The sequence below is a fragment of the Aromatoleum toluclasticum ATCC 700605 genome (genome assembly GCF_000378245.1).
GTDB lineage: Bacteria > Pseudomonadota > Gammaproteobacteria > Burkholderiales > Rhodocyclaceae > Aromatoleum > Aromatoleum toluclasticum.
In genome coordinates, this window is the sequence record NZ_KB899494.1 from 311,300 (window position 1) to 321,705 (window position 10,406).

8 protein-coding genes are annotated in these 10,406 nt (G+C 64.0%); 5 read left to right on the plus strand and 3 right to left on the minus strand.

The features are described 5' to 3' along the window. Positions 1-110 precede the first annotated feature (110 nt). Positions 111-941, plus strand: coding sequence for a c-type cytochrome (locus tag F464_RS0109050; RefSeq protein ID WP_232428857.1), 831 nt, complete (start codon positions 111-113; stop codon positions 939-941). Between the two features lie 35 nt (positions 942-976). Then, positions 977-1,945: a c-type cytochrome gene (locus F464_RS0109055; protein ID WP_018989480.1), complete on the plus strand. Its 969-nt coding sequence runs from the start codon at positions 977-979 to the stop codon at positions 1,943-1,945. A gap of 60 nt (positions 1,946-2,005) precedes the next feature. On the opposite strand, the gene F464_RS0109060 is transcribed toward F464_RS0109055, so the two are convergent. From F464_RS0109060 to F464_RS0109070, 3 genes are read right to left on the minus strand one after another with little or no spacing between them, the layout of a single operon-like run. Next, positions 2,006-4,093, minus strand: a complete 2,088-nt coding sequence (locus F464_RS0109060) for a tetratricopeptide repeat protein (RefSeq protein ID WP_018989481.1) — start codon at positions 4,091-4,093, stop codon at positions 2,006-2,008. A 4-nt stretch (positions 4,094-4,097) separates the two neighbouring features. Next, a complete protein-coding gene (locus F464_RS0109065; RefSeq protein ID WP_018989482.1) occupies positions 4,098-5,777 on the minus strand; it encodes a tetratricopeptide repeat protein in 1,680 nt (559 codons plus the stop codon). After that, complete coding sequence (locus F464_RS0109070; RefSeq protein WP_232428858.1) at positions 5,774-7,621, minus strand: tetratricopeptide repeat protein; 1,848 nt, start codon at positions 7,619-7,621, stop codon at positions 5,774-5,776. The genes F464_RS0109065 and F464_RS0109070 overlap by 4 nt, the downstream gene beginning before the upstream one ends. A gap of 228 nt (positions 7,622-7,849) precedes the next feature. Between F464_RS0109070 and F464_RS0109075 the strand changes: the two genes are divergently transcribed. The 3 genes from F464_RS0109075 to F464_RS28085 are packed head-to-tail and all read left to right on the plus strand — an operon-like array spanning position 7,850 to position 10,403. Next, entirely contained in the window at positions 7,850-8,716 is an 867-nt protein-coding gene (locus F464_RS0109075) for a glycosyltransferase family 2 protein (RefSeq protein ID WP_018989484.1), read from the plus strand. Beyond that, complete coding sequence (locus tag F464_RS0109080; protein ID WP_018989485.1) at positions 8,713-9,639, plus strand: class I SAM-dependent methyltransferase; 927 nt, start codon at positions 8,713-8,715, stop codon at positions 9,637-9,639. The genes F464_RS0109075 and F464_RS0109080 overlap by 4 nt, the downstream gene beginning before the upstream one ends. Next, the gene (locus F464_RS28085; RefSeq protein WP_157353633.1) at positions 9,636-10,403 is read left to right on the plus strand and encodes a class I SAM-dependent methyltransferase; all 768 of its coding nucleotides are present in this window, start codon (positions 9,636-9,638) and stop codon (positions 10,401-10,403) included. The genes F464_RS0109080 and F464_RS28085 overlap by 4 nt, the downstream gene beginning before the upstream one ends. Positions 10,404-10,406: the final 3 nt, after the last annotated feature.

Consider the following 10,406-nt stretch of genomic DNA (forward strand, 5'->3'; position numbering starts at 1 on the left):
GGTCGGTTCGGTTCTTGCATCAAGGCTGCAGTTTTTCGACCCAGGGGTATCTTGTGAATCAGAACAAGCAGTTCACGCAGGTCCTGCGCGCATGCGCAATCGGTTTCGGTGTGGTACTGAGCTTCGGTGCCAGCGGCAGCACGATCAAGGCCGACGTGCTTTATCACGAATACTGTTCGGTGTGTCATGGCGACCGGGGTGACGGCAACTCCCGCGCGATGAAGAGCCTGAACCCGCCGCCCCGGGATCTGACGAAGGCAGGACCCACACTGCCGCGCGACTACATCCTGCATGTGATCACGGAAGGCAAGCCGAATACGGCGATGGTCGGTTTCAAGACCCGCCTGAACGCGGAGGAGTTGGGGGCGCTGGCGGACTACGTGCACAAGGACATTGTGAATCGCGGGGCGGCCATTACCGCAGGCTCGCTCAAGGGCATTTCCGGCACGTCGGGAACGACCGGTGGCGGTACGGCCGCCCCGACCCCGGTACCTACGCCTGCCCCGGCGGCCCCCGCAACTCCTGCCGTGGGTGGCGGTGCTCCCGTTCCCCCGATCGCGGCTCCGCTTCCGCCCGTGAAGCCGGTGGCGCCCGACGAGCGTGCGGACATGGCCGCGCCGTATCCGTCGGGTCTGAAGGGAGATGCGGCCAAGGGCAAGGAGTTTTATGAGAAGAATTGCGCCGAATGCCATGGCGTGAAGGGGGACGGCCAGGGGCCGCGCGCCTACTTCATTCGCCCGGTGCCGCGCGATTTCCTGCATGAGCGTTCCCGCCTGACGCTGAACCGGCCCGCGATCTATGCCGCGGTCTTCTTCGGACGGAATGGCACCGAGATGCCTGCCTGGAGCAAGGTGCTTGGCGAGCAGGAAATCGCCAACGTATCCGAGTATGTGTTTCAGACCTTCATCCGTTCGGGCGACAAGGCAGCCAAGGCGAAATGAGTCGTAGTATCTGGGTGGGAGGGCTGGCCGCAGCGTTGTTCGCGATCCAGCCCGCGGCTCCGGCGATCGCGGCCGATGCAGGCAAGGACGGCGCCCGGCACGAGGCCGGGCGCAAGATCTACAATTTTCGCTGCTATTTCTGCCACGGCTATTCCGGTGATGCGAAGACCCTGGCTGCGACCTATCTGACCCCGAAGCCACGTGATTTCACGAAGGACGTCGAGCAGTCGATCGGGCGGGAGCAGATGATTGCGGCCGTGCGGGACGGTAAGCCCGGTACCGCAATGAAGGGGTTCAAGGGAATCATCTCCGAGAGCGAGATCGAGAAGGTGGTCGATTTCGTGCGCCTGGAGTTCATCCGCAACAAGGCGGTGAACACGCGCTATCACACGCCGGAGAATGGTTGGCCGAACCATGAGCGAAACAAGCTGGCCTTCCCCTTTGCCACGGGCCAGATACCGCTCGATCGCTCGTGGGAGGCGCTGAGCCCGCCCGAGCAGAAGGGCAAGCGGCTTTTCCTGACGACATGCATCTCGTGTCACGATCATGCGCGGACAGAGGATCCCGGTCCGGTGTGGGGTGGGCGGCCGCTGTCCTATCCCCGCAACCATTTCGACCCGGGTGATTTTTCGGCCCCTCCACCGACCAAGGCGGATGCGATCGCCAGTGCCAGTCCTTATGCAATGCACGACGTGGTGCCGCAGGTGTCGGGTTTGTCACCAACGGAGAAGCGGGGTGAAACCCTGTTTCAGGCGAACTGTGCGTTCTGCCATGGTGCGACGGGTACCGGACGGAACTGGATCGGAAGCTTCATGGAGCCGCATCCGCGTGATCTGACCGATCCGAAGTTCATGCAGAACATGACGCGTCAGCGTCTCGCGCACACAATCCGTGAAGGCTTGCCGAATACGTCGATGCCTGCATGGAAGTCGGTACTCAAGGACGATGAGATCCAGGCAGTCATTGCCTACGTGTCGCGGGTCTTTCACCCGGTGAAGCAGTAGTTCCTCGAAGTCGGGCAGTCGGACCCTCACAATGCAATCCGGCTGCCCGGGCGGTCTTCCCTAGCGCCCTGGGTTCGTCTCGAGTGCTCCGATGATCTGTGCGGCGCGCAGCTCGGCAGGGTCGAGGGCAAGCGACCGTCGCGCGGAAGTCAGTGCTTCCGAGTGTCGCCCGAGTTGCATCAGGGTTTCCGCACGGCCGTAGTGCGCGCGCGCATTGTCGGGCATTCCGGTTATGGCGGAGTCGAAGTCGGCAAGTGCTGCGTCGAGTTTGCCGCTGCGCAGGTATGCAAACGCGCGGTACAGGAGAGCGGTCCCGTGTGCGGGATTCATGCGCAGCGCGCGGCCGAAGGCTTCGATGGCTTCGTCGTAGCGGCCGAGTCGACCGTAGGCTGCGCCGAGGAGGTCGAAGTATTCGTCCGTTGCGATGGCCGGGTCGCGTCCCCGCGCGTCTTCCAGCGCCGTGATGGTGGCGTCGGGGCGGCCCGTGGCGAAATACACATCGGCGAGCTCGCGGAGCGGGAGGGGGGTGCGGGCGTTCAGCCGGTTCGCCGCACTCAACCACTGTATCGCTTCGTCGTATCGGCCGGCGGCGGCGTGGAGGGCTCCAAGGGCGTAGGGGCCGCGATAGTCATCCGGTTCCAGTTCCATGAACCTTCGATAGTCGGCTTCGGCCGCGATGAAATCGCCGAGCTTGCGGTGACTCGAGCCGCGATTGAGGTGGGCGATGGCTCGGTTGGGCTCGAGACTCAGTGCCCGGGTGTATGCAGCGACGGCTTCGAGGCTGCGGTCCTGGTCCTCGTAGGCAGTGGCGAGATTCGTCCAGGCGCGCGGTACGCCCGGCGCATGGCGCACGGCGTGCTCGTACAGGGTGACGGGCGTCCGCCAGGTCGGAATGCGATACAGCGTTGCGGTGAAGAGGCCGGCCGTGACGAGGCCGATCAAGATCGCTGCGATACTCAGTCGCCGTTCCGTGAGTTTCATCAGCCCCAGCCCCGCCAGCCCGGCGAGCCCCACCGAGGGCAGGTACATCCGGTGTTCGAACACCATTTCCAACGCTATGACGCTGCTCTCGACGGCCAACGTGGCGGGCACCCACAGCACGAGGAAGCCGACGGCCGGAATGCGGCTGCGCAGTGCGAGCCAGGCTCCGGCAACGATCCAGATCAGTATCCCGGCCAGTGCCAGCGGTGTCGTCCATGGGGTCCAGAGATTCCTCGATAGGGCGAATTCATGCTCGATCGAAAATCGCTCCGGTAGCGGAATGAGCATCTGGCCAAGGTGGAAGAAGATCACTCGGGGCTGGGTGAGGAGGCGCTCGGACAGGGTGAAGTCCCGGTGGGCGTAACCGGGCACGACATAGTGCGAGACCGGGCCCTGAAACACCGCGAGGTCAAGGATGACGTAGGCGGTGATCAGGAGCGGCAGGGCGAGAATCGCCCTATCCGCGTGGGAGCGGATCCTGTCGCCTGCTTCCCGGCATAGGGTGTATTCGGCCAGCAGGACCAGCGCGGGCAGGATGTAGGCATTTTCCTTCGAAAACCATGCGGCGATTGCGGCGAGGATCGCGATCGGATACCAGAGGCCGTGACGTCGGGTCAGTCTGCCCCTGACGTACGCGATCACGGTGATCAGCATGAACAGGGCGACCATGGACGCCATGCGCTGGACAACATAGGTCACTGCCTGCACCTGGATCGGGTGCAGAGCCCAGATTGCGGTCGCGGCGGAGGCGAAGAGCCATGCTGTGAGCGGCGGGGCGCCGCTGCGCTGGAACACCAGCAGGAGGAGCGCGAGCGTCGCAATGGCGGTAGCCGCGTGGATGATGATGTTCGTGATCAGGAAGGGGGCGGGATCACCATTTCCGCGCCACCAGTCGATCGCGAAGCTGATGTTGGGAAGGACGCGCTGGGGGAGCAGACCCTCCCGCGCTGCGCGGAAGATGGCCTCGATGCCCGGCTCGGTCATGTGCACCGGTCCGTGCCGCACGATATTGGCGGCGTCGTCGAAATGGAAGCTGTTGCGGGGGGCTGTGTGGTAGGCGAGTCCGATCAGGATGAGCAGGGCGGTGATCAGACCGGTCCGTAACAGCCAATGAGGGCGTGTGTGGCTGGCGGTAAGCGGAGCGGAGGTGGCTATTGCGGTCGGCATGCGCTCACCGGTTGCAGTCGGGTGTTACGCCCAGCGCGCAGGCGCGGCGTCGAGCAGTGCGGGCTTCGAGCGGTCGCCCGGTGCGTTCGTACAGTTCCCCGAGGTAATGTTGGGCGGCGGCTTCGCGCGACGAGATCGAGATCGCACGTTTCAGGTCTGTCTCGGCTCCGGGGATGTCCCCTTGTAGATAGCGCGCGACGCCGCGGTTGGTCCAGGGGGCGGCGTACTGGTCATTGAGGGCTATGGCGCGATCGAATGCCGACAGCGCTCGTTCGTAGCGCTCCTGTGTCAGCAGTTCGTCGCGGCGCTGCCCCAGATTTGCGACACCGAGAAGGTTCCATGCGCGGGCCGACCGCGGGGCGAGCCGGACGGCCTGCTCATATAGGCTTGCCTCGGTGCGCCACTGCGGAATCCGTTCGCTGGTCGACCAGAGCGCAACCCCCGTTGCGAGAAGGTATGCGGACCAGATGCCGGTGGTACGGACGGTTGGTCCGCGCGAAGCGGCATGCAGGAGCCCTATCGCAACGAGCCCCGTGAAGCCGACCGTGGGCATGTACATGCGGTGTTCGAAGACCATCTCGAGGGGGACGAACGAGCTCTCGATGAAGAGCGTGACCGGAACCCAGAGAGCGAAGAAGCCTGCGCGGCGGGTGCCCGCGCGGGCTGCGAGCAATGCGCCCGCGCCGCTCCAGGCCAGGATCACGCCCATGGGAAGCCAGAACTCCCATGAGGCGGCGGAACGAACGATTTCGACGTCGTGTTCGAGCGAGAACCGTTCGGGAAGGGGCCAGAGTATCTGTGAAACGTGAAAGAGCACGACCTTGGGTTGCGTGAGCAGGCGCTCGCCGAGGGTAAAGCTGCGGCCGCCGTAGCCGCTCAATGCCCATTGACTGACGGGGCCGCCGAAGAGAATGTCGGCGAGAACGCAGATGACCGTGATCGCGGGGAGTGCGAGCAGCAGGCGGTCGCGGGGGTGTCGGATGAGGGAGCCGCGGTTGCGGATGACGAGATATTCGGCAAGCAGGATCAGGAGTGGCGCGATCCAGGCGTTTTCCTTGGACAGGGCAGCGAGCACCAAGGTGAGCGCGGAAAGCACTCCCCAGAGGGCTGCGCCGCGGCCGGCCGATGCGCGCGCCTTGAGGTAGGCCCAGACGGAGAGCACGGAAAACAGGGTTGCCAGCTCGGTCATGCGCTGAACAGCGTAGCTCACGGCCTGGACGTGGATCGGCTGTACGGACCACCACAGGGCTGCCGCCGCGCAGGCGACGACCGCCGGCGCGGTCGGGCGTGTCGAGTGCGTGAGTGCGCGCAGCATGAACGCAAAGATCGCCCAGGCCGTGAGTACGTGAATAATGAGGTTGGTGGTCAGAAAGGCGCCCGGAGCGCCACCTCCGCGCCACCAGTCCACCGCGAAGCTGAGTGTCGCGACCGGGCGGCGCGGAAGATAGGCGCCCTGGACGGCTGCGAGCAGACCGTCGACGCCGAACTGCTTCATGTGCAGCGAAGCGTTGTCGACGATGTTGGGCCAGTCGTCGAAGTGGAATGCGTTCTGGTCTATCCCGTGATAGGCGAGGACGGTCGCGATGGCTAGCACGAGCGCCGCCAACGCAGCCTGCAGAAGCTGCGAGCCGGTGCCGGCGGGGGCGTCGGACGTTTGCCGACGGGTGAAGAATTGTTCGCTCATTTCGTCAGGGGGTTTCTTCCGCAGTTTCGGGCGATACCCAGTCGGCACGCGTGATCCCGCGCAGCCGCGGCGTCTGCCGTGCGGCCGCGTGCTTCGTAGATCCGGCCAAGATAATCGAAGGCAACCGATTCCCGCGGCGAAAGCTCGGTGGCCTTCTCGAAATCGGCCATCGCGGCATCCATGTCGCCTCGCAGGAACCGGGCGGTGCCGCGGTTGGTCCAGCACTGTGCGTATTTCGGATCGATCGCTATGGCGCGATCGAAGTCCTGTATGGCGCTCTCAAGGTGCCCCGAGCGCAGCCTGAGGAGGCCGCGATTGTTGTAACCGAGCACCTGTTTGGGGAACCGGCGGATGGTTTCCTCGTAGATCGCGCTCGCCTCCCCGGTTTGCCCCATCGCTTCGAGGACGACTCCGCGGTTGACGAACGGAAAGCCGTCGCCCCATGTCGGATCGATTGCATTTGCACGGGAGATTGCAGCCAATGCGAGATCCGGTCTGCCGCCGCCAAGATATTCCCGCCCCAGTTGATTCCATACGCGAACCGAGTCCGGGGCATGTCGGGTCGAGTTTTCAAGCAGACTGATTGCCGTTCGCCACTGCGGCAGGCGCTCTTGCGTGGACCACATCGCGAAGAGGGCTGCGACGGCTGCGAGTGAACAGGCCGCAACCGAAAGGGAGGGGGACGACCGCTGTGATCCGGCGAGGGCGATGAGGCCGGCGATGCCTACCGACGGGAGGTACATGCGGTGCTCGAAGATCATTTCGAGGGGGATGACGGAGCTCTCGATCAGCAGCGTCACGGGAATCCAGAGCATGAAGAAACCGGCGATGCGCGAGCCCGGCTGCAGGGCGAATCGCACGCCGGCGGAGCACCAGCCGAGAATCACGAGCAGCGGCAGCCAGAACTGCCAAGATGCCGCGCTGCGGATGATTTCCACGTCGTGTTCGAGCGAAAACCGTCCGGGAAGCGGCCAGAGGATCTGGGAAACGTGGAAGAGCACGACCTTGGGCTGGGTCAGCAGCCGCTCGCCAAGGGTGAAATCGCGATTGGCGTAACCGGACAGGCCCCATCGGCTAAGCGGACCGTCGAGTGCGATATCGGCGAGCGCCACGAGCGCGGCGAGGCCCGGCAATGCGAGAAGCAGCCGCTCGGCATTGTGTCGGACCAGCGGTTTATTGTGCCGCAGCACGAGAAATTCGGCCATCAGCACGAGAGCAGGGGTGATCCAGGCGTTTTCCTTGGACAGTGCGGCGAGGGCGAGGCTCGTGAACGAGAGTGCGGCCCATGCAATTTTCGCGGTGCCGCCGGCGATCCGCGCGCGCAGATAGGCCCATACGCAGATGAGCGCGAACAGGGCGGCGAGCACGGTCATGCGCTGGACTGCGTAACTGACCGCCTGGACATGGATGGGCTGGAGGGCCCACCAGGCAGCCGCAGCTCCGGCTGCCAGTATCGTGCGAACGTCTGCGCGGCCATCTTCGCGGACAAGAATCGCCGTCTGCAGCAGCAGTGCGAGGACGGCCCAGCCTGTGAAGACGTGCAGTGCGAGGTTCGTGAGCAGGAAAGGGGCTGGTGTGCCGTTGCCGCGCCACCAGTCGATCGCGAAGCTTATCGATGGTACGGGGCGGTGCGGCAGAAAGCTGCCGCGGGCGGCATCGAGCAAGCCTTTCAGGCTGAACTGCGTCATCTGCACGGACGCGTTGTCGAAGATGTTGGGCCAGTCATCAAAATGAAAGCCGTTCAGGCCGATGTCGCGATAGGCGAACAGGATCGTGGCTGCCAGGACGATCCCTGCGGCCAGCACGACAAGCTGCCCCTGAAGTTTGAGGTCGCGGGCAGTCACGGGCGGATGGTGGTTGGAGTGGGGGCCACGGGGTGTGTTAGCGCTTGGATGGCAGGGCCCGGCAACAAGCAAGCCTCGTTCCATCAGACGGTATCGGCATATCCGGTGTCAGGTCGGCCCGAATCGTGCTTGCTGGTGTGTGCCGATGTATCATTGCCCGCCAGTCAATGACAAGGAAATGCCGGTTGCCGCTGCGCCGGTACGAGCGCATAGCGCACCGGAAAACTCATGTCCCGTAATATCAGTGTGATTTTGCCTGCCAAGAACGAGGCGCCAGTGGTCGGTCGTGTCATCACGGCGATCCGGACTCGACTGCCCGAGGCGGAAGTGATCGTGGTCAACGACGGTTCGACGGATGGAACCGCCGAGGAGGCGCGGCAGGCCGGAGCTCATGTCATCAGTCATCCATACAGCATGGGGAACGGGGCGGCAATCAAGAGTGGTGCCCGGGCGGCCCGCGGAGAGGTGCTGGTCTTCATGGATGCGGACGGGCAGCACGATCCGGCCGACATTCCCCGCCTGCTTGCGCGTCTCGACGAGGGTTACGACATGGTCGTCGGTGCCCGTGACGGCGGCTCGCAGGCCAGTGTCGGGCGGGGGGTTGCGAACAGATTCTACAACTGGCTCGCCAGTTACATGACCGGTCACCGCATCGATGACCTGACTTCAGGGCTGCGTGCCGCACGGGCGCACCGCTTCCGCGAGTTTCTCTACCTCCTGCCGAACGGGTTTTCCTATCCCACGACGAGCACGATGGCGTTTTTTCGCGCGGGGTATCCCGTCGCCTATCTGCCGATCGTTGCCGCGAAGCGGGTGGGGAAGAGTCATGTGAAGATTCTCAAGGACGGCATGCGTTTTCTCTTGATCATCTTCAAGATCGGCACGCTGTATTCGCCGCTCAAGCTGTTTGCGCCGGTGGTGCTGATGCAGGCCTTGCTGGGGCTTGGCTATTACGCCTACACGTTTGTCGCCCACGGCCGGTTGTCGCTGGCGACGATCTTCCTGCTCACCTCTGCCGTGACGACCTTCCTGATCGGCCTGGTTTCCGAGCAGATCACGCAACTGATGTACCGCCCTTCGGCTGAAGACAAATGATCGGGAGTTCGCAAGAAAAAACTGAGTCTGTCGGGGTTGCAGGCGAAGGCCATTCGCAGAGTGAATCGGGTGAGGAGATCCGGCGCGGCGAGCGCTTCGCGTTTGGCGAAAACTGGTCGCGGTTCCTCGAGGTGCTCGACGAGGATCGCATCGGTGAGGCCGAGCGTTCCCTGCAGGGCATGCTGGGCGTGCAGCGGCTCGATGGCCTGAGCTTCCTCGACGTCGGCAGCGGCAGCGGGTTGTTCTCGCTGGCAGCGTGGCGCCTCGGTGCCCGCGTGCGCTCCTTCGACTACGATCCCCGCTCGGTGGCGACGACGCGGGAGATGCGCCGACGCTATGGCCGTGACGACGAGTCCTGGCTGGTAGGCGAAGGATCGGTGCTGGACCGTGCCTATCTCGACGGTCTGGGGCAATTCGATATCGTCTATTCGTGGGGCGTGCTTCATCACACTGGCAGCATGTGGGAGGCGATGGCCAACGTCGTGCCGCTCGTTGCTCCGGAGGGGAAACTGTTCATTGCCTTGTACAACGATCAGGATTTGATTTCCCGTTTCTGGGGTGCCGTGAAGCGGACGTATTGCTCGGGCTGGTTCGGTCGCATGATGGTCGTTCCTGTCTTCTTCGCATTCTTCGCCGCCGCCGGCTTGTTGGGCGACCTGCTGCGACGCAGGAATCCGGTGTTGCGCTACACCGAATACCGCAAGAAGCGGGGCATGTCCTTGACGCACGACTGGATTGACTGGCTGGGCGGCTATCCGTATGAGGTGGCGAAGCCGGGAGACGTCTTCGAATTTTATGCCGCCCGGGGATTCGCGTTGACCAAGCTCGTGACAAGGGCTTCGCTGGGTTGCAACGAATTTGTTTTTCGTCGCGGTTCGGCCGGAGTGCGTGGAGACTCTTCGCCGGTTCGGTCCGGGCAGTGAATTCCATCGTCCGGACCTTGCAGCGCTGGCTGCGTCCGCTTGAGCGTACGCCTCTGCATCCGCAGTGGCTGGTCTTGCGTCATCGGCGCGATATTTCCGCGTGGATCGTGGAGCACGCGCAAGGAACACTTGTCGACGTAGGTTGCGGAAATGGTCGATTGCGTAGCGAGCTGCCGCCGGCGGTGCGTTACATCGGTGTCGATTATCCAGCGACGGTCGCCCTTGGTTACGTCGGCACGGCGGACATCTACGCCGATGCGGCACGCTTGCCGATTGCCGCTGGCAGCGTCGACGTCGTGACACTGCTGGATGTGCTCGAACATCTGCGGGATCCGGCGAGCGCGGTCGCCGAGGCCGGGCGAACTTTGCGAGCCGGCGGCAAATGCCTTGTGCACGTGCCGTTTCTCTATCCGCTGCATGACGAGCCGCACGATTACCAGCGCTGGACCTGTCACGGGCTGCGCAATCTGTTCTCGTCCGCGGGCTTTGCGGTCACCGAGATCAGCGAGACCACGCATCCCGTGGAAGCCGCCGCGGCGTTGCTGTCGATCGCGTTGGCGAGCGGTGTGGCACAGGCGATCGGCACCCGACGCGCTGTCGTCCTGCTGGCTCCGCTGGTGTCGGCAATGGTGCCGATCGTCAATCTGGTGGGCTGGATGCTGGCGCGCGTACTCCCTTCGTCGCCGTTCATGCCCTTCAGCTACCGGCTGCTGGCCGAGAAGATCAACGATTCGAGCTGTCCTCGCGCTCCGAGGACGAGTTGATGG

What these genes read in the sequence shown, in the direction of transcription:
- F464_RS0109080 (WP_018989485.1), top strand. Translation starts at nt 8,713, where the DNA reads ATGATCGGGAGTTCGCAAGAAAAAACTGAGTCTGTCGGGGTTGCAGGC.
- F464_RS0109075 (WP_018989484.1), top strand. Translation starts at nt 7,850, where the DNA reads ATGTCCCGTAATATCAGTGTGATTTTGCCTGCCAAGAACGAGGCGCCA.
- F464_RS0109065 (WP_018989482.1), bottom strand. Translation starts at nt 5,777, where the DNA reads ATGAGCGAACAATTCTTCACCCGTCGGCAAACGTCCGACGCCCCCGCC.
- F464_RS0109060 (WP_018989481.1), bottom strand. Translation starts at nt 4,093, where the DNA reads ATGCCGACCGCAATAGCCACCTCCGCTCCGCTTACCGCCAGCCACACA.